The sequence below is a fragment of the Paenibacillus sp. GM1FR genome (assembly GCF_002803315.1).
In the GTDB taxonomy this organism is placed as follows: domain Bacteria; phylum Bacillota; class Bacilli; order Paenibacillales; family Paenibacillaceae; genus Paenibacillus; species Paenibacillus amylolyticus.
This window is the reverse complement of record NZ_MKZL01000044.1, coordinates 12,977-32,073: the sequence shown is the minus strand read 5'-3', so window position 1 is coordinate 32,073 and position 19,097 is coordinate 12,977. Positions and strand designations below refer to the sequence as shown.

Here is a 19,097-nt window from a genome sequence, read left to right as displayed (position 1 = left end):
ATTACACAAAAAAGCGCAGATGCCTTATCGGCATCCACGCTTCTTCAGTTGGCAGCAAGTTACTGCTGCTTGTTCTCTGCAATCTCTAACAAATCCTTAATCGCAACACTGACCATGATCAGTCCAGCTACCGGAGGCACAAATGAATTACTCGCAGGTGGCTGTTTAGCCTTACGAATTTCCGGAGCATTCTCGGGAACGATTTTTTGTGTTACGTCCTCGCGCGGTTTCATCGGCTTTTCAGTCGAGAAGACCACTTTCACACCTTTTTTAATGCCGTCTTTCCGAAGTGTCGTCCGCACAACACGGGCAATCGGGTCCATGGTCGTTTTCGAAATATCCGCAACCTGGAATTTCGTAGGGTCCATTTTATTCGCCGCACCCATGCTGGAAATCATCGGAATTTTACGTTTGAGGCACTCTTTAATGAGATGGATTTTGTAGATAATCGTGTCGGATGCATCCAGCACATAATCCAGTTCATATTTGAACAATTCCTCATAGGTTTCTTCCGTGTAAAACATATTCAGGGCAATCGCATCACATTCCGGATTGATCAGTTTCACACGTTCCACCATCAGATCCGCTTTTTTCTGCCCTACTGTCGTGGTCAGCGCATGAATCTGGCGGTTAATGTTGGTGATGTCCACGACGTCTTTATCAATCAGGATGATGCGCCCAACGCCGCTACGGGCAAGAGCTTCTACAGCAATACCACCTACGCCGCCAATACCAAGCACAGCGACTGTACTATTCTTCAACGTATCCAGACCTTCCGGTCCGATCGCAAGTTCTGTTCTTGAAAATTGATGGAGCATTGAGAATCGATGCCTCCTTTATTTCTTTTCCGCTACCGGTTTACGGGCTACGCGGATATGCAGTTGTTCCAATTGTGAGTCATCCACTTCGGATGGTGCATTCATGAGCAGATCCGTTGCACTTGCCGTTTTCGGGAAGGCAATCGTTTCACGCAGATTTGTGCGGCCCGCCAGCAACATCACGAGGCGGTCCAGACCAAAGGCAATACCACCATGCGGTGGAGTTCCATATTCGAAAGCTTCCAACAGATAGCCGAATTTCTCATTCGCTACTTCTGTAGAAAGTCCAAGGGCTGCAAACATTTTCTCCTGAACATCACGTTTGTAGATACGCATCGAACCGCCACCTACTTCATAACCATTGAGAACAAGGTCATAGGCTTGAGCGCGGATTGCACCTGGATCTGTGTCAAACAGATGTACATCTTCGTCTTTTGGACGAGTGAACGGATGGTGTTCTGCCACATAACGTTTCGCATCTTCATCATATCCGAGGAGTGGGAAGTCCACAACCCAAGCAAATTTGAATTTGCTGTCATCGATCAGTCCAAGTTGACGGCCGATTTTCAGACGCAGTGCGCCCAGAACGTCAGCAACCACTTTTTTCGTGTCTGCGGAGAAGAGCAACAAGTCGCCATCTTCAGCACCAGTGCGCTCTTTGACAGCTTCGATTTCTTCAGGCGTGAAGAACTTCACGATTGGCCCTTTGAATTCGCCGTCTTTCACTTGAATCCAAGCCAGACCTTTCGCACCGTAACGTGCAGCAAATGGTCCGAGATCATCGATCTCTTTACGACTCCATGTGCCACAGCCTTTAGCGTTCAGCACTTTCACTTCTCCACCTTTTTCGATGACAGAAGCAAATACTTTCACACCACTGTTTGCTACGATATCGTTCATTTCAACCAGTTCCATACCAAAGCGCAGATCTGGTTTGTCTGAACCGTATTTACCCATTGCATCTGCATACGTAATCCGTTGGAAAGGTAGTTCCAGCTCAATTCCTTTGGTTTCACGCAGCAATTTGGCCATCAGTTCTTCCATCATTGGCAGCAGGTCATCCTGTTGCAAGAAAGAAGTCTCGATGTCGACTTGAGTGAATTCTGGTTGACGGTCTGCACGCAGATCCTCATCCCGGAAACAACGAGCGATCTGATAATAACGCTCAACGCCACCCACCATCAGCAATTGTTTGTAGATTTGTGGGGATTGTGGCAAGGCGAAGAATTCACCTTCATGCACACGGCTCGGTACGAGATAATCACGCGCACCTTCCGGGGAGCTCTTGGTCAGGATTGGTGTTTCCACCTCAACGAACTCTTCTCCATCCAGGTAGTCACGGAACACTTTGGACGCTTTGGAACGCAGTTTCAGTGTTTCGAACATTTCCGGACGACGCAGGTCCAGGTAACGATATTTCAAACGAAGGGATTCATCAACTTCGACACCATCTTCAATGAAGAATGGAGGTGTTTTGGCTGCGTTCAGCACTTCGATTTCTGTAATTTGAACTTCAATTTCGCCAGTAGGCAGGTTTTTGTTAACTGTTTCTGCATCACGTTTAACAACTTTACCCGTTACAGCGATAACATACTCGCTACGTACGCGATCTGCGATTTGCAAAGCTTCACCGGAATAAGCCGGGTTAAAGACAACTTGTACAATCCCGCTGCGATCACGCAGGTCGATGAAGAGTACGCCCCCCAAGTCACGGCGGGTCTGAACCCAACCGTTCAATGTTACTGTTTCACCGATGTGTGCGGGTGTTAATGCGCCGCAATGATGACTTCTTTTCATAACCAAACTCCTCATTATGTGAATTTCCGTTCTGTATGGGCAGTTAGTGCCTGCTCTTCAACAGTCCGGTTACGTGTAGACCATGTATTCAAAAAGGCATGTTACCTCTGGATCGCCAACTTTTGCTTAATTTGGAAACGTCGGTGAACCTCAGTACTTTTGCCGGATCAATTGTTTTACTTGTATGTTTAAGACTTAATGTAACACTTCGTGCTTATTTACCTTCGCGAATTGCCGATACCAGATCATCAAGCTTCACGGTTTGTTGCTCACCCGTATCCATCGACTTGAGGGCGATCTCACCACGCTCCAGCTCGTCATCACCAAGGATGGCAGTGTAGCGGGATTTGAAACGGTCAGCTGATTTCATCTGTGCTTTCATCTTGCGGCCCAGATAATCACGTTCCCCAGACAGTCCAGACTGACGAAGTTTGAACAACAGACGGTTCACTTCACGATCAGCAGCCTCTCCCAGAGCAACAAAGTATACATCCAGTGGAGCCAGCGTAGTAACCTCAATGTTTTGGTGCTCCAGAATCAGTTGAATACGCTCCAGACCAATACCGAAGCCGATGCCCGGCTGATCAGGTCCGCCAATATCTCCAACCAGACCATTGTACCGACCACCGCCGCCAACCGTATCTATTGCTCCAATACCTTGGGCTTTTAATTCAAACGCAGTTAGCGTGTAATAATCCAAGCCCCGTACCAGACGATTGTTCACAGCATAATCTACTCCGAAATCATCCAGGTATGCCTGCAGCTTGGCAAAGTGATTCAAAGACTCTTCATCCAGGCTATCCAGTATAGATGGTGCCCCAACGAATTTGTCCTGATCGACCTTACAGTCGAGTACACGCAGCGGATTACGCTCCATGCGGGACTGGCAGTCCTTGCACAGGCTGTCTTTCATCGGTCTGAGGAACCCAAGTAACGTCTCGCGGTATTCTGCACGGCTGGTTGAGTTACCAACGGAGTTGATCTCCACTTTGACATCCTTCAAGCCGAGCTCTACACACAACTGGTAGCCCAGTGCGATCACTTCCGCATCAATCGCAGGGTCTAGCGCACCGATGGCTTCTACACCAAACTGGTGGAACTGACGCTGACGACCTGCCTGCGGACGCTCATACCGGAACATCGGACCGATGTAATAGAGCTTGCTTACATCCGGTTCACCGTAGATTTTATTCTCTACATACGCACGGACAACACCTGCTGTTCCCTCTGGACGAAGAGTCATGCTGCGATTGCCTTTGTCATCAAAGGTATACATTTCTTTCTCAACGATATCGGTAGTCTCTCCTACACCGCGTACAAATAAAGAAGTCTGTTCGAAGATCGGTGTACGAATCTCACGGTAATTAAACCGTCGACACAGATCTCGTGCTTTTTCTTCTACATACTGCCATTTCTCGACAACTCCAGGCAGTAAGTCCTGCGTTCCAGTCGGTTTTTGAAAAGCCATCTTGATCCCTCCAGCATTGATTTTTTTCTCTAAAAGTTAAAAATTCTACACGTGATCACTGCGCGGGCAGAACAACCTTACAATCACTGTTATCCCCAGATTTTTTGAATTAATTTTACAATGTGGAAATCCGGTGATAAAGGCGAACGCTTCGCTTTTACAGGTTTTTTCTGCCCTCTCCGTTTTCGTGTATTTCTTTTAAATCAACTTATATAACAAAAAAATCCCTCGCCCTGTCGCTGTGTATACAGCAAACAAAGGGACGAGAGATTGTGTAATATACATTCACCCGTGGTACCACCCACATTCCGGAAACCTGACACTTTAGCCGTTCAGGCGATCTCTGATGATTCAGGTTTGCCCAAGGCATTCTGATCAAGCAGATATTCCGCTCTACGTGTAACGCACGTCCTGCGCAGGCCAGCTACTGGTCAACAGATCATATCTGCTGTGTTCGCCGTCTGTTCTCGGGGAAGTCATTCGTCCGCTCATCAAGAGAATCCTTACAGCCTGGGGATTCCTCTCTGGTCATGTGGGCACGGAGTACTTGGTCCCGTCATCAAATCAGTAATATAGTTCAAAAATCGACTTGTATTGACTATAGTCAACGTATTATTTTCTGATTGTAATGAACCGCAGTGCTAAAGTCAAGGGTTAACACGAAAAGATAGCTCTAAAAAAATTTTGCTAACACACTGCACCGGGTGGGGGAGTGACAGAAATCACGGATAATAGAAGCTGGATTCATCATATGAATTCCAACTTCTATTCGCTTCTTATTCCTCTATTGTTGCAGCATCCACTTCAACAGATCCGGCGCGCTCGCCCATAAACGGGAATGCATAATGACATATTCAATCGCTTCGTCGGAGTCGCCCGTGCCGACAAAGTCAGGGAGGTTATGCGGCAGCCGTTTCAAACCCAACAGGTAATCAGGCACATGTTTGTTCACACCCCGGGCCACACGGTACAGCATTTTGAGCTGGGAGGTGATTCCGTTTTTCTTATACTCCAGAATAATCTTGTCATAGGCAAAGGCCGCTGCGGCGTCATCTCTTCCATACTCCTCCAGCAATTGCTCTGCCTGTTCCAATTGGTTGCTGTACAGATACACAGCAGCGAGCAGGTAACGTGCTCCGGTATTGTCTTCCGTATTAAGCTCTAGCATATGCTCCAGGATCTGTGCTGCTTCTTTCGTATCTCCACCAAACCAGCAGGATTCGGCATAGCTTTTGCATATCCGGATATAGGGACGAGTCTCATGAAGCCCCCAGAAGTCCCCTTTGTTCTCCTCAAAGAATAGTTCGCCCAGTTCACGTTTGCCAGCAGCGATTCCTTCCTTGAGGTAAGATCGTGCATCATTCTCATTGTCCGATTCCTCAGCCAAAATGAGATATGCATCAGAGCTGTCAGGATACATCTCCAGCGCTGTTTCCGCCAGATGTACTCTCCGTTTGGAAGAGCTCGCTTCCCTCGCCTTAGACAGCAGAGCCTGTGCTTTGTCTTTCGATGTGCCTGGACCGTTCAGCATCAATAGCTCGTCCGTTTCACCGCCCATGCCGTATTCTTCGATGTAACTATTCATCTCCTTAACCTTCCGGGAGATCGTGCCTGTCGTTACCTCATATTTATCAGCCAGCTCAGCCTTTGTGACATTGAAGCCGTATTCCTCGGACAGCAAAAACTCAATTGCAGCAGAGAACGAGCCTGTCTTCTTCACAGTAGGGCGGGTCTGTCGGGAGTAGCCGTTCCATAACACCAGAGCTTCCAAAATTACCTCGGGCTCGTATTGGTTCCTCATGTTCTCAATAGTCTGCAGGGCCAGCTGTTCGTGAGCCGGGTGCTCCCATTTCAAATCGCTTGCCACCATCTTTTTCAGCTTGGTCAAGGTCAGTTTGCTCTCAGGCTGAATGGAGGCTTCCCGAACCGGTTGCTCCGTTGATATTATCCCCAGTATGGATGCTACTGCAGAGGACTCCTTGTTCAGACAACATTTCTTATATTTTTTCCCACTACCGCATGGGCATACATCATTTCTTCCAACCTTACTCAAAACTAATTCCCCCTTAAATCTGTCTCTAGCCATTCGCATGAGAACTCTGTTGCTTTAGCATTGTAGGTGTCATTTCTCAAACGAGGCATTCTATATAACTTTCAAATTCCATCGATCAAGCAGAAACGGCTGTCCCGTACTTATATAAAAAAAGTGGGGCCGTTTCAGCGAGTATATGTTCATCTGGAATATGACGGATCACTCTGGCGATGAGTTCCTCATACTCTCTGTCATAGGATTGAATTCGCCTGAACCCAATCACTGGAGCTAGATTTACCGTCCAATGTAGCCCAACTATGAAAACAATTCGCTGTAGAATATATAAACCCATCTCTCTATTCTAGCAAAAATTGAATAAAGGGGTAAGCTCTGCCCAAAACATACATATTCTCAGCTCAAAAAAAATAGCCTGCACACGGTGTGCAGGCTCAAAGGATATTTAAAAAAAGGGGGTCATGTGTGTTATTATAAGCCCACTATGTTAAAGGCTTATGTATCTAATATTACAGTAATATTACAAAAATGATAGCGCTTTATAAATTAGTTTTTTAATATCCTCCTGATTAAAAAGCCCTTGCACATCACTCGACTGTGGTCGAGCAGTGCAAGGGCCAAGAAGTATCTACACGTTAATTCAAATCTTCCACATAGGCATGGTTGGAACGAAGCTTATGAACAATCTCATCATAATCCTCATCCCTTACTTTGGCAGACAGAACATAATGCAGATCATCATAATCGGTCGAAGACACATCTGCAGCATTCAGCAGGTCTCCATCCTCATTCACTCTGTCACGAGTATCCCGTTCTGCATCACGGTCCACATTGGCTACCACAGGGATCACATTTTCGCTGGCTGGAACACCAGGGGCTGCACCTACACCCATTGCTCCGTTGGTGCCTACGCCACCTGCTGTATTATAAGGCACCAGTGGCACCATAACACGCGTGTCTCTACCTATCGCACTATCCAGTTGACCTACTTCCAAATGCTCTGTACGGAACGTCTGAAGTGAAGTTCTTGCTCCCTCTGCCTCGTCCTCGGTTCGAAAATACGCCTGAATATGTTTTGTCATGTCAAACCCTCCTTTTTCGGAATGAAATGCAACGTGAAGTTTGTAAACGTCACGATGTAACGTACTTAAGATACATCAATGTATGTCAGTTGTACTGGCTGAAGTTATATAACTTTTAGCAGTTCACGTACAAACGCTGGCTCATCTTCAGGTGTTCGGGATGTAATATAGTTTCCATCCACAACGGCCTCATGATCCTTGAACTCTGCTCCTGCGTTTACCATATCATCCTTAAGTGGTGGATAGGATGTAATTGTACGGCCTTTCAACAGACCGGCACTAGCCAAAATTTGCGGACCATGACAGATCGCAGCAATTGGTTTCTTCGCACTGTTGATCTCAGTGACAAACTTCAAAATGTGCGCATCACTTCGCAAATTCTCAGGGGATGATCCACCAGGAATCACGACTGCATCATAATCTGAAGCGGATGCATCACCAATCGCCTTATCTGTGGTATAGGAGGCCTTTCCTCCTTTACCTTTAAGAGTCTCACCGGCTTTTAATCCGATAATCTCCACTTCATGTCCAGCTTTTTTTACTTCGTCATACGGGACCTGCATCTCCGAATCTTCAAAGTCATTCGCCAATAAAAAAGCAACTTTACTCATAACGTATGTTCTCCTTTCCGTGTTCGAACTTTCTTTATAAAATCGGGTCTTGCAGTACATTGGCACTTCGTTGTGCCTCGTTTTGTTATTACCCTCACCAGAGCAATTTATAACAATTCAATGTAATTTCATTTTGTAACGAAGTCTTCAAACGAATAGTTAAAATGATCAACTCACGACAAAAAGTCCTGATTCGGGAAGGAATCAGGACTTTTTCAGAATCTGTATAATCCAAATATCGGATGTTTATATCCCTGTGTAAACATTCAAGATCGCGGAAGATGACTCTGCTTCCCTTTGTCCGAATCCTGAAGTGCCCAGATCGTTGCAACATACTCAGCAGCCGAACGGGCAAGGTGCAATGATTCATACAGGTTGCCAGGGAGTAACAAAGGTTCTGAACGGGTACGTGTTTCTTTCGCAGATTGGCGCATAATTGGATGGATACTCCTTTGATCATGAAATAGTCATCAACGAATATTCCTCATTATGGCCTGAACCCTATGAAATTATGCACTTGGTTCCTGACGAACCGGACTTTCAAGCATCAAAGTCACGGGTCCCCAGTTGGTAAATGTTACATCCATCATCGCTCCGAAACGCCCGGTTTCAACCTGAATACCTTTATCCCGTAGCAGTTGATTAAACGTTTCATATAACAGTTCTGCCGCTTCAGGTCGGGCCGCAGCCGCAAAGCTCGGACGCTTTCCTTTGCGACAATCTCCGTACAGGGTGAACTGGGAAACAGACAATACAGCACCGCCTACATCAAGCAGACTGAGATTCATCTTCTCCTGATCATCCTCAAATATCCGCAACCCACTAACTTTGTCAGCCAGATACTGGGCATCCTTCTCGGTGTCCTCATGGGTAATGCCTACGAGCAGCATTAATCCGGACTCGATCTTACCTGTCAGCTCGTCTCCCACGGTCACCTGAGCCTCTTTACAGCGTTGTACAAGCACCCTCATCTTACAGGCTCCTTACTGCATAATCCGATGCACCGAATAGACATCTTTCACACGTTTGATCCGTTCTACAACGGATTGCAGATGATCCGTATTACGAATCAGAATTGTGACGTGCACCAATGCTAATTTATTTTTATCTGTCCGTCCTGTAACGGCAGATATGTTGGTTTTACTTTCAGATACAGCCTGAAGTACCTCGTTGAGCAAGCCATTCCGATCATGGCCTGTAATCTCAATATCCACACTGTAACTTGCTTCGATATTCTCTTCCCACTCGACCTCAATAACACGTGCTGCTTCTTCTCCGTCTGCACTTGTCGGAATATTCGGACAGTCACTACGGTGTACGGAAACGCCGCGTCCGCGTGTAACATATCCGATAATGTCATCCCCAGGTACAGGATTACAGCATCGTGCGAATCGAACAAGCAGATTATCGATGCCTTTGACACGAATACCGTTGGTTGGACGATTTCTGCGCTCAGGCGCAGGTTTCAGCTCGCGCATCTCGGAATTTAATTCCAGCAAACTGGACTCTTCCTGCTCTTTACGCAGTTTTTCGGTTGCTTTGGTTACAATCTGTGCAGCAGTAATCCCACCGAATCCAACAGCCGCAAGCATGTCATCAATATCGTTAAACGCATATTTTTTGGCAGCTTCCATCAACTTGTCATCCGTCATCCACGCAGAAGGGTCAAGCCCCATACGCTTCAGTTCGCGCTCACAGCTCTCCCGACCTTTTTCAACGTTTTCTTCACGGCGTTCCTTCTTGAACCATTGCTTGATCTTCGCTCGTGCATGAGAAGATTTCGCAATTTTCATCCAGTCCTGGCTCGGTCCGTAAGAATGTTTGGACGTCAAAATTTCGATGATATCACCTGTCTTCAGATGATAATCGAGCGGAACAATCCGACCGTTTACTTTGGCACCAATGGTCCGATTACCCACCTCCGTATGGATTCGATAAGCAAAATCCAAAGGAACAGAGCCGATCGGCAATTCGATGACTTCTCCTTTTGGCGTAAATACAAATACCAGATCCGAGAAGAAATCCATTTTGAGTGACTCTACGAATTCTGATGCATCCTGTGCTTCGTTTTGAAGTTCAAGAATTTCACGGAAGAACGTAATCTTGTCTTCAAAATGATTTCCGTTCGCAGCGCCTTCTTTGTAAGCCCAGTGGGCAGCAATACCAAATTCAGCAGTCCGGTGCATATCCCATGTCCGGATCTGTACTTCCGTTGGTTCGCCATTGGGACCAACTACCGTTGTATGCAGCGATTGATACATATTCGCCTTTGGCATCGCAATGTAGTCTTTGAAGCGTCCAGGCATCGGTTTCCATAACGTGTGTATAATTCCCAGGGTAGCATAACAATCCTTGATATTATCCACAATAATACGAATGGCAAGCAGATCGTAAATTTCGTTAAACTGCTTGTTTTTGGTGGTCATTTTCTTGAACACGCTGTAGATATGTTTCGGGCGGCCCGAAAGGTCTGCCTGAATTCCCATCTCATCGAGCTTGTTCGTAATTCCATCCATAACCGTATCAATATATTGCTCCCGTTCCGCACGTTTTTTGTGCATTAGGTTAGCAATTCGGTAATACTGCTGCGGATTCAAATAACGGAGGGCGATGTCCTCCATTTCCCATTTGATTGCAGAGATACCCAAACGGTTTGCAATCGGACAGAAAATTTCCAGCGTCTCATATGAAATCCGGCGCTGGCTTTCTTCCGACTGAAACTTGAGTGTCCGCATATTATGCAGACGGTCAGCCAATTTAATCACGATGACACGGATGTCCTGCGCCATGGCGATGAACATTTTGCGGTAGTTCTCGTTCTGCTGTTCTTCCTTGGAGCGAAACTGAATACGTTCCAGCTTCGTCAAGCCGTCAACAAGCATGGCACACGTATTGCCGAAATGATTGCGGATCTCTTCAAGTGAGACCGTAGTATCCTCTACTACATCATGAAGAAGCGCTGCTATTATGGAGATGGTGTCCATCTGCATGTTCACAACAATGTCGGCAACCGCAAGCGGATGCAGAATATACGGTTCTCCCGATTTTCGCGTCTGTCCATGGTGGGCCTGATCAGCAAATTCGTAAGCTTCTCGTATGCGCACCAGATCGGGTTCTTTGATATATGCCCCGGCCTTCTCGAGTAATTGCTCTATGCCCATTCTGATCTGTTCCGTGTCCTTTCTATACCAAATGGAACCCGTGACAGTGCTGCAACACAGGTTCCCCGTAAAAGTAATTTCCTATAATTATGACGCTTCGCCCGTTTCCCGTCAACTGCTGACGAATAAGAGCGCTTATACAATTTTTATATTGGTGATCTGAATTACTTCTATCTCGTTTCCCTATGACTCACAGGGGATTGGATGTATTTCTTATTTCTTATGTATTATTGCCGTTATTTGCTGAAATAGAAGGAAAATTCATGAAAATATTAATTCTATCGCTCTGTTACGTCAAAAATGTTATTGATTAATTAAGAGAAACTCTGTAATCTATTGAAAGTTTGTGTTTCGGAAAAGGAGATGAAATTCATTGCAACGCGAAATTCAGGTTAATCAAAAGATGCCACTTGGCTCAGGTTCACTGCTTAGCCTTCAGCATTTGTTCGCCATGTTTGGCAGCACGGTGCTTGTACCAAACCTGTTCGGTGTTGATCCAAGTATGATCCTGCTGATGAACGGAATTGGAACACTGTTGTACATACTGATGTGTAAAGGAAAGATTCCTGCATATCTCGGGTCCAGTTTTGCCTTTATTGCTCCTGTCACAATGGTATTAAAACAACATCCTGAGAATGGCTACTCCATGGCACTTGGAGCTTTTATCATAACAGGACTTGTTTTCTGTTTCGTGGCCCTCATTATTAAATTTGCGGGTACCGGATGGATTAACGTAGTCTTCCCACCAGCGGTTATGGGCGCCATCGTTGCTCTGATCGGTCTGGAGCTTGTACCTGTTGCAGCTGGTATGGCAGGATTGATTAACTCTGATCCTGTTGCCAACCCGAACTGGGTGCCGCAGGCCAAACCCATTATTTTATCCATGGCCACGCTTGGTATCACTGTCATTGGGGCCGTAACGTTCCGTGGATTCCCCAAAATCATTCATATTCTAATCGGTATTGTAGTCGGTTATATCCTCGGCTATTCTATGGGTCTGGTTGATAAACAGGCTATTGGAAATGCTGATTTCATCTCACTACCAACCGTAACAACGCCTACATTTGACTGGTCCGTTATTTTCACCATTTTACCTGTAGCGCTTGTGGTTATCGTTGAACATATCGGACATTTGCTTGTAACGAGCAGCATTGTAGGCAAAGATCTTTCGAAAGACCCTGGGCTTCATCGTTCCCTGCTTGGTAATGGGGTCTCCACCATTTTGTCCGGTTTTGTGGGATCAACTCCCAATACAACCTATGGTGAGAACATCGGTGTAATGGCCCTGACTCGCGTTTACTCCACATATGTCATTGGTGGTGCAGCGGTTATTGCAATCGTACTCTCCTTCTCAGGAACATTCTCGGCGCTTGTAGCCAATATTCCTGTGCCCGTTATGGGTGGCGTATCCCTGCTTCTATTCGGGGTTATTGCAGCATCTGGTCTGCGTATTCTGGTTGAACAGAAAGTCGATTTTGCCAAACCGACCAATCTGCTGCTTACTACACTTGTATTGGTCATCGGACTGAGTGGTACAGAAGTTACCTTCTACGGCGTTCATCTGAAAGGGATGGCATTGGCAACCATCGTCGGAATCCTGATGAGCTTGTTGTTCAAACTGTTTGAAGTGTTGGGTTGGTTGAATGATGATTCGCGTAAACAGCCTATCACTGAAAAAACGCCCGATTAATTTCACCGTACCGTATATAAATCAAAAAAAGCCTGTTCTATCCAGCCTTAACGGCTGGATAGAACAGGCTTTTTTATAATCATTAATGCTGTATATTATTTCCCGGGAAAAGGGAAAATCAATTCACGTTTTTAATATCAACATTACAAGTGGAGATTTTAAACTTAGTAGTTCATCAATGTGAATACATCGATTTTCTCAGGCAATTTAGCACGACCATTCAGATCAGACAGCTCGATCAGGAATGCAGCACCAACAACGTTCCCACCTAATTGTTCAATCAGGTTGATGGAAGTTGCAATCGTTCCACCCGTTGCAAGCAGATCATCTGCGATCAGGACATTTTGACCTTTTTCAATCGCATCTGTGTGCATCGCGAGTGTATCCTTGCCATACTCGAGATCATAACCAACTTCAATCGTCTCTCCAGGCAGTTTTCCACTTTTGCGAATCGGAGCAAAACCGACACCAAGAGCGTATGCCAGAGGGGCGCCCACAACGAAACCACGTGCTTCAGGTCCAGCAATAACGTCAATTTTGAGATCAGAAACCATCACTTTCAGTTCATTGATCGCATTGCGGTACATTTCTCCATCCTTCAACAATGTTGTAATGTCCTTAAAGCTGATTCCCGGTTGTGGAAAGTCAGGAATGACACGAATATAATCTTTAAAATCCAAAATAATCTCCTCCTAAAATAAATACACAAACTTCCATCAAGATACGCCCTTCATCCGGGATATCATCCATTGTGTCAGTTGCGGTGTGGCTGCATCCAGCATCACCTGTTCTATCTCGGCCATATTTTCGAGCGCCTGATAGTGACGTGAAGCGGTTAGTTCACGCTTAGGCGGGTTATCCACAAACGCAATTTTGCCGTTATCACGGGTAATGAAGGATAACTCTTCGAATACATCCAACATCATCGTAATCATGCGCGGCGAACAACCACACTGACGACTGAGCACAGGAGTAATCTCTTGTTCCTCCACGGGTTCAGCTTTCCATTTCAACACCTGCATATAAATACGCTTAAAGAGTTCTCTGGAAGGCATCTGAAGGCGATCTCGGCGGTTGCCTGATCCGTGCAGAAGGATGATATTCTCAGCTCCACTGAACAAAGCCAGCATGGCATTAAGTTGTTCCGGGGTTTCCGGCGTATCAAACACAAATAACGTCCGGACTTGTTCCTGTCCATAATGCTGTGCAGCAGCATTACACGGAAATAACCCGACCTTTCTATCATATACCCAAAGGCAAGGTTCATACAATGAATTTCCCTCGGAAACATCTGTTTCTTTCCGAACAATAGCACCAACAGAACCAGATTTATATCGCAGATGCACCTCAAGTGAGCTCAAGAAATGTTTCATCGCATTTAATGGCTCGGCATTACCGCGCAAATCAAACACTTGGACCTGAGGAACATGAATGTCCTGAAGCATCAATTGAGGTTTTCTCATCCCATTCCATTCATTGATGGACAGTTCTCCCATCACATCAATAACGGAACCTGGGAGAAGAAACTCTGCTAACGCTCCCTTGCCAAAAGCAACGGTTTCCAGTTGCTGACCATCCTGTTCCAGAACCAGTTTCAGATGGCGTTTCTCTCGTCCCATTGTTCTGGTTTCCTTCACAGTCACACTTCTCAATACAAACCGTGGCGAAGGATTGCTCATTCCAAAAGGCTGCAATCTGTCGATCTCCTGGATCACTTTCAGCGGAACATCACTGATTCTGCATTCATCATCCGCAAGACGTTGAGGTACAAAGTCCTCTTCAGTTAATACAGATGCAGCAAACTCATTCAAACCAGCCTCAAGTTCTTCCAACTGTTCCCGATGCAAGGTCATACCTGCTGCAGCAGGGTGTCCCCCGTAATGGTCCATAGTGTGTTTATTGACTGTGAGTGCCTGATAGATATCCAAGCCCTCAATGGAGCGTGCAGAGCCCTTGCAGACACCGCTCTCTGGATCGATCCCAAGGATAAGTGTAGGTCGGTAATAACGCTCCAGCAATTTGGAAGCCACAATACCAACAACTCCAACGTTCCAGCCCTCACCAGCCAATACGATTACATCTGGAACGGATCCTGAACGAAGCTGTATCTTTTGTTCCAACTGTGCAGTTGCTTCTTGTAATATGCCCTCTACTACTTGCTGCCGCTCCCGATTCAATAGATCAAGCTGGCCCGCAAGCGTATGAGCTTCATCCAGATTCTCGGTGGTGAGAAGCGATACCGCTCTCCCGGCATGATCCAAACGTCCACTGGCATTAATACGAGGTGCCATGGCAAAGGCAATATTAATTGAAGTCACCTGACTCTGATCCACCCCACTGATTTCCAGCAATGCACTTACACCAGGAAGACGTGAACCACGCATCGATTCTATTCCATAACTGACAATAACCCGGTTCTCCCCTTCCAAAGGCATGAGATCGGCAACGGTGCCGATGGCGGCAATCTCCATCCATTCACCGGGCACTTCCCCGATTAATGCCTGAGCGAGCTTCAAGGCTACTCCCGCTCCTGCCAAACCTTTAAAAGGATACGGGCATCCTGGAAGTTTCGGATTAATAAGTGTAAAGGCTTCGGGCAAAATTTCAGGCGGCTCGTGGTGATCTGTCACAATGACTTCGATGCCCAGCGTGGCCGCATAGGCAATCTGTTCAACAGCACTGATTCCGGTGTCCACGGTAATAATCAATGAAACGCCTTGTTGATGGGCCCAATCCAATGCATGGTTGTGCAATCCATACCCTTCATTCGAGCGATGAGGGATATATATATCGTACGAAGCTCCAAGATGACGCATCAAATGGATCATGAGTGATGTGCTGGATACGCCATCAGCGTCATAATCCCCGTAGATCAAAATATGTTCTTCCCGCTCCAATGCCAGCTTGATACGTGGCACAGCTTCATTCATGCCGAGGAGCAGATAGGGATCATGCATCTGATTCAGGTCAGGATGCAAAAAACGTTCGGCCTCCTTCTCATTGTGCACTCCTCGACTCACAAGCAAACGTCCAACAAGGGGTGAAACGGAAAGCGCCTGCGAGAGTCCCGCAGCCGCCTCCAAATCGATATTCGGTGTATTCCACCGGTATTGCGAATAAAGCAATGATAACGCTCCTTTCCTGATCTACTGGACCCGCGCTTCACTACTGAATTAATGTCGCTTCGTGATCGGGCAGTTCATGATTGGATTTATAGGGATAGCCCGGATCATAAGGTATCGCTTGAATCTGTACTTCTTTCACATGACTGAAACGGGTTAACAGTAGAGTCTTGGCCCGATTCGCAATCTCCTGTGCTTCCAGTATTGAGATTCTCGGATTCACACTAATGACCAGCTCAATCGTAACGTCATGTTCCTGTTCACGTGCAACCAAATGCTCAATGGTAATGATGCCATATACCCGCTGTACAGTCTCTTTGAAATCGGACGCTTCTTCCTGCTCCAGTTCCTGAACAAGTGAACCATATACCGTGTCCACAATCATTCGGTAACCCTTGTGAAGCACAAAACAGGAAGCGATCAACGCAGCCGTGGGGTCCAGGTAGAGCAACATACTCAAACCCGTCTCTTCACCAGCCATCGATCCTATAATGCCGATTAACACGGTGAGCGAACAATAGAGTGCACGGCGATGTTGCTGTGCATAGGCCAGCGCTTGAGACTGGTTTCGTTTACGGAAATATCTGTACTGAAATTGAAAAATCGCTTCTTTCACAGCCAGAGCCGCAACAGCCACCAAAAGTACCGACTTGCCGGGTGCTTCCGGTTCACTTCCGGAGAGACTGCCCAATGCGGAGATGGCAAGCTGTAATCCACCCATGAGAATCAGCACAGATAACAATACTGAGATTCCGGGTCTAGCAACACTTGAATGTTCTTTAAACCGTCCCCTGCGAGCCTTGCTCTTATCGCGTACAGACTTGGAGGGAAAGAGACCAGCCAGGGCAGAACCAGCTTCAGAAGCAGAATACAAGCCGTCAGCGAGCAATGATTTGCTGTTTGCCATATAACCGACTCCCGCCTTGATCACCGCAAGTCCCATATTACCAGCAATACCGCTCCATGTGGCAGCCTGGGCAGATGGGATATGTTCTCTGGTCATGAATATTCCCCCTTAATTCTGTACATAAAGTTGCAAAACCGCGCCTGGCAGACGCGGCTTCACAATAAAATGTTTAGTTAGATTCTTTAGCTACTGTCTTAGGTTTGTTCGTTTGTTTACCTTTGAGCGTAAACCATAATGGAGCTGCAATAAAGATTGAAGAATAGGCACCGAAGAATGTTCCGATCACCATCGCCAGAGAGAACATACGAATCGACTCTCCGCCAAAAATAAACAAACAGAGTGAAGCAACAAATACAGTAAATGTTGTATTCAGCGAGCGCGTCATCGTTTGGGCTAAACTATGATTCACCACTTCGCGCAAATCAGCTTTCGTTGATTTTTTGGCGAAACGCAGATTCTCCCGAATCCGGTCAAAGATAACGATGGTATCGTTGATCGAGAATCCGACAATGGTTAGTACAGCCGTAATAAAGGTCAGATTCACTTCAAGGCGGAATATAGAAAATACACTTATAACCACAAAGGCATCATGGAATATGGAAACAACCGCCGCCAAAGCGAACCGCCATTCAAATCGAATCGCCACATAAATCATGATTCCGATACTCGCAATGAGTACCGCATAAATGGCGTTGCGTTCAAGTTCCTTTGCCATTTCCGGATCAACGGTATTCACTTCATAGGAAGCCGTTGCATCTAGTTTGGTAAATTCTTGCTTGAACTTGCTTTCCTGATTTTCATCCAGTACATTCGAGAACCGAATGTTAACCCGATCCGATCCGGTCGTGATCTGAACCTCACTTGTGTCAACACCCAGTTCATTCACAATTGGATTGATCTGTTCCGTTGTAACTGCTTTGGATACGGTAATATCCACATTGGATCCTGAACGGAAATCAACGGCATAGTTCAATCCAAGCGAAAGCACACTGATAATCCCTACTACAGTTAAAATGATCGAGAATGTGTAGGCAATTTTACTTCCTTTAATATAATCAAAATTCCAATTAAAGCGCACGAATTTCACTCTCCTTCACTCCGAAGTACTTAGGCTTCTTCAACACGTTAGCCCGTACGAGCAGGGTCAACAGGAAGCGGGAGAAGAAAATATTCGTGATGATACTGGTGACAATATCAAAGATCAGCACGAGTGCAAAACCTTTAACCGCACCTGTACCCAGGAAGAACATAACAGCGGCCGCAATAATGGTAGTGACATTGGAGTCAATGATTGTCCGGAAGGAATGTTTACCACCCGCTTTAACCGATGACAAGATCGACTTACCACTGCGCATCTCTTCTTTAATCCGTTCGTACGTGATGATATTGGCATCCACCGCCATCCCTATACCCAGGATAAACGCCGCAATACCTGGAAGGGTAAGCACGAATTCTCCTAAATAGAAGATTGCAAGTACCAGCCACGTATGTGTAATCAAGGCAAAACTCGCGATAATACCAGGAATGCGATAAAGCCCAATCATGAACACTAGAATAATAACGGAACCAATCAATCCTGCTTTAATGGTCTGATCCAGTGAAAGCTTACCAAGTGTTGCACCAACACTTTGTGAATACTTCTCTGTAAGTTTCAGTGGCAATGCACCCAGGTTAATGGTGTCACGAAGCTGGTTTGCTTCGTCACGTGTGTAAGCACCCGAAATCTGAGCGGAACCATCTGTCAACTGTTGTCTAACGGTTGGAGCAGAGAGCAGCTCATCGTCCAAATAAATCGCGAGAGGTTGTCCGATCAAACGTTTGGTGATCTCGGAAAATTTAGCTTTGTCTTTCACTTGAATGTCAATCATCGGCTCATTCAATTGAGTGAACACAACTTTGGCTGCATTCTCAACAAATTCATTTCCGCGAAGCTCAATTTTGGTGTATTCGCCTTCCTTGTCGTTCTCAGCTTTACTACGGAAGGTCAAAACAGCCGGTTCTTTCATTTTGGCTCTAACTTCAGCCTCATCCGTAACCCCTGCCAACTTCAATCGAATCCGGTTGCTTCCTTCAGTGGTTACCTCCGGTTCGCTTGTTCCGAGCGCATTGGCGCGGCTTTCAAGACTTTTGGCCGTTTGCACCAAAGATGCTTTGGTGACTTGTTGACCTGCTTCGAGCGGCTCTGCTTCATATAAGATCTCGTAGCCTCCCTTTAAATCAAGGCCCAAGCGTATATTTTTGAGCAGTTCCGGGCTTGTTCCCACCATTACCCCTGTGGTGACAAGCACGACCAGAATGAAACTGATAATTCTTTTCATGCCGTTCCTAGATCCCCTTTCGTTCTCAATATTCCTATTATAGCGATGCCGTAAAAAGCAGTCAATTTTCAACAAA

At 46.1% G+C, this 19,097-nt stretch carries 15 protein-coding genes; 1 reads left to right on the top strand and 14 read right to left on the bottom strand.

Annotated features, from left to right (window positions below; genetic code table 11):
* Positions 1 to 59: 59 nt before the first annotated feature.
* The 9 genes from PAEAM_RS22660 to PAEAM_RS22625 form a co-directional block, all read right to left on the bottom strand.
* Entirely contained in the window at positions 60 to 818 is a 759-nt protein-coding gene (locus PAEAM_RS22660; RefSeq protein WP_076320351.1) for a tRNA threonylcarbamoyladenosine dehydratase, read from the bottom strand.
* 18 nt (positions 819 to 836) lie between these two features.
* Positions 837 to 2,615 (bottom strand): aspartate--tRNA ligase, encoded by a 1,779-nt coding sequence (gene aspS / locus PAEAM_RS22655; RefSeq protein WP_036616911.1) that lies wholly within the window; start codon positions 2,613 to 2,615, stop codon positions 837 to 839.
* Between the two features lie 214 nt (positions 2,616 to 2,829).
* Positions 2,830 to 4,083: a histidine--tRNA ligase gene (gene hisS / locus PAEAM_RS22650; RefSeq protein WP_100529060.1), complete on the bottom strand. Its 1,254-nt coding sequence runs from the start codon at positions 4,081 to 4,083 to the stop codon at positions 2,830 to 2,832.
* 784 nt (positions 4,084 to 4,867) lie between these two features.
* On the bottom strand, positions 4,868 to 6,136 hold the full coding sequence (locus PAEAM_RS22645) for an SEC-C metal-binding domain-containing protein (RefSeq protein WP_100529059.1): 1,269 nt from the start codon (positions 6,134 to 6,136) through the stop codon (positions 4,868 to 4,870).
* Between the two features lie 629 nt (positions 6,137 to 6,765).
* Complete coding sequence (locus tag PAEAM_RS22640) at positions 6,766 to 7,212, bottom strand: hypothetical protein (protein WP_100529058.1); 447 nt, start codon at positions 7,210 to 7,212, stop codon at positions 6,766 to 6,768.
* A gap of 104 nt (positions 7,213 to 7,316) precedes the next feature.
* Complete coding sequence (locus PAEAM_RS22635) at positions 7,317 to 7,823, bottom strand: type 1 glutamine amidotransferase domain-containing protein (protein WP_036616900.1); 507 nt, start codon at positions 7,821 to 7,823, stop codon at positions 7,317 to 7,319.
* A gap of 266 nt (positions 7,824 to 8,089) precedes the next feature.
* Positions 8,090 to 8,257, bottom strand: a complete 168-nt coding sequence (locus PAEAM_RS31945; RefSeq protein ID WP_017686784.1) for a hypothetical protein — start codon at positions 8,255 to 8,257, stop codon at positions 8,090 to 8,092.
* Between the two features lie 75 nt (positions 8,258 to 8,332).
* Entirely contained in the window at positions 8,333 to 8,794 is a 462-nt protein-coding gene (gene dtd / locus PAEAM_RS22630) for a D-aminoacyl-tRNA deacylase (protein ID WP_100529057.1), read from the bottom strand.
* Between the two features lie 12 nt (positions 8,795 to 8,806).
* A complete protein-coding gene (locus tag PAEAM_RS22625) occupies positions 8,807 to 10,984 on the bottom strand; it encodes a RelA/SpoT family protein (RefSeq protein ID WP_036616894.1) in 2,178 nt (725 codons plus the stop codon).
* A gap of 373 nt (positions 10,985 to 11,357) precedes the next feature.
* Here PAEAM_RS22625 and uraA point away from each other — a divergent pair, with 373 nt between their 5' ends.
* On the top strand, positions 11,358 to 12,674 hold the full coding sequence (gene uraA, locus PAEAM_RS22620; RefSeq protein WP_076320347.1) for a uracil permease: 1,317 nt from the start codon (positions 11,358 to 11,360) through the stop codon (positions 12,672 to 12,674).
* Positions 12,675 to 12,838: 164 nt separating this feature from the next.
* On the opposite strand, the gene PAEAM_RS22615 is transcribed toward uraA, so the two are convergent.
* The 5 genes from PAEAM_RS22615 to secD form a co-directional block, all read right to left on the bottom strand.
* On the bottom strand, positions 12,839 to 13,354 hold the full coding sequence (locus PAEAM_RS22615) for an adenine phosphoribosyltransferase (RefSeq protein ID WP_091020472.1): 516 nt from the start codon (positions 13,352 to 13,354) through the stop codon (positions 12,839 to 12,841).
* 36 nt (positions 13,355 to 13,390) lie between these two features.
* Entirely contained in the window at positions 13,391 to 15,799 is a 2,409-nt protein-coding gene (recJ, locus tag PAEAM_RS22610) for a single-stranded-DNA-specific exonuclease RecJ (RefSeq protein WP_036616889.1), read from the bottom strand.
* A 40-nt stretch (positions 15,800 to 15,839) separates the two neighbouring features.
* Positions 15,840 to 16,799: a cation diffusion facilitator family transporter gene (locus PAEAM_RS22605; protein ID WP_091020475.1), complete on the bottom strand. Its 960-nt coding sequence runs from the start codon at positions 16,797 to 16,799 to the stop codon at positions 15,840 to 15,842.
* A 73-nt stretch (positions 16,800 to 16,872) separates the two neighbouring features.
* Complete coding sequence (secF, locus tag PAEAM_RS22600) at positions 16,873 to 17,781, bottom strand: protein translocase subunit SecF (protein ID WP_100529056.1); 909 nt, start codon at positions 17,779 to 17,781, stop codon at positions 16,873 to 16,875.
* Complete coding sequence (gene secD / locus PAEAM_RS22595) at positions 17,771 to 19,021, bottom strand: protein translocase subunit SecD (RefSeq protein WP_091020478.1); 1,251 nt, start codon at positions 19,019 to 19,021, stop codon at positions 17,771 to 17,773. The genes secF and secD overlap by 11 nt, the downstream gene beginning before the upstream one ends.
* Positions 19,022 to 19,097: the final 76 nt, after the last annotated feature.

Bases quoted from the DNA above. Each gene is read 5' to 3' on its own strand.
- secD (WP_091020478.1), bottom strand. From the start codon at position 19,021: ATGAAAAGAATTATCAGTTTCATTCTGGTCGTGCTTGTCACCACAGGG.
- PAEAM_RS22640 (WP_100529058.1), bottom strand. From the start codon at position 7,212: ATGACAAAACATATTCAGGCGTATTTTCGAACCGAGGACGAGGCAGAG.
- PAEAM_RS22605 (WP_091020475.1), bottom strand. From the start codon at position 16,799: ATGACCAGAGAACATATCCCATCTGCCCAGGCTGCCACATGGAGCGGT.
- PAEAM_RS22625 (WP_036616894.1), bottom strand. From the start codon at position 10,984: ATGGGCATAGAGCAATTACTCGAGAAGGCCGGGGCATATATCAAAGAA.
- PAEAM_RS31945 (WP_017686784.1), bottom strand. From the start codon at position 8,257: ATGCGCCAATCTGCGAAAGAAACACGTACCCGTTCAGAACCTTTGTTA.
- aspS (WP_036616911.1), bottom strand. From the start codon at position 2,615: ATGAAAAGAAGTCATCATTGCGGCGCATTAACACCCGCACACATCGGT.
- hisS (WP_100529060.1), bottom strand. From the start codon at position 4,083: ATGGCTTTTCAAAAACCGACTGGAACGCAGGACTTACTGCCTGGAGTT.
- PAEAM_RS22635 (WP_036616900.1), bottom strand. From the start codon at position 7,823: ATGAGTAAAGTTGCTTTTTTATTGGCGAATGACTTTGAAGATTCGGAG.
- PAEAM_RS22660 (WP_076320351.1), bottom strand. From the start codon at position 818: ATGCTCCATCAATTTTCAAGAACAGAACTTGCGATCGGACCGGAAGGT.
- dtd (WP_100529057.1), bottom strand. From the start codon at position 8,794: ATGAGGGTGCTTGTACAACGCTGTAAAGAGGCTCAGGTGACCGTGGGA.